We start from the raw sequence: 376 nt of genomic DNA, 5'->3' as shown, positions 1-376 counted from the left end.
CGTCGGTCGCCTCGAAGAGCGCAATCGCCGCGTTGGTCATGGCGGCATAGTCACTCGATAGTGCCGGGAAAAGCTTCTTGGTGCCGAGCATGGAATGCGGCAGGCGGCCGTGCTCGCTGGCTCCAACAATATGCGCGAAGGCCTTGGCCGCGGAGTCGATCCAGTCGCCTTTGCCAAGAGAACGGCCGGCCTCGGCGAGCGCTGTGATCATCAAGCCGTTCCAGTCGGTGAGCGCCTTGGCGTCGCGGCCTGGCCTGACCCGGTGTTCGCGGACAGCCAGGAGCTTCGCTTTCAAAGGGGCAAGCTGAGCGTAATCAGCGATGCCCTGAGTTTGCTGTGCCTCGGTCTGGCGGATGATCGGCTTGCCTTCCCAGCC

At 63.8% G+C, this 376-nt stretch carries 1 pseudogene; it reads right to left on the bottom strand.

From position 1 onward, the window contains the following. Positions 1-376 (bottom strand): annotated as a pseudogene (locus EN874_RS32480) (thioredoxin domain-containing protein); the annotation flags it as partial.

Source organism: Mesorhizobium sp. M1D.F.Ca.ET.231.01.1.1, assembly GCF_003999155.2.
GTDB lineage: Bacteria > Pseudomonadota > Alphaproteobacteria > Rhizobiales > Rhizobiaceae > Mesorhizobium.
Note: the sequence above shows the minus strand (reverse complement) of the source record. Positions and strands in the feature narration are given on the sequence as shown.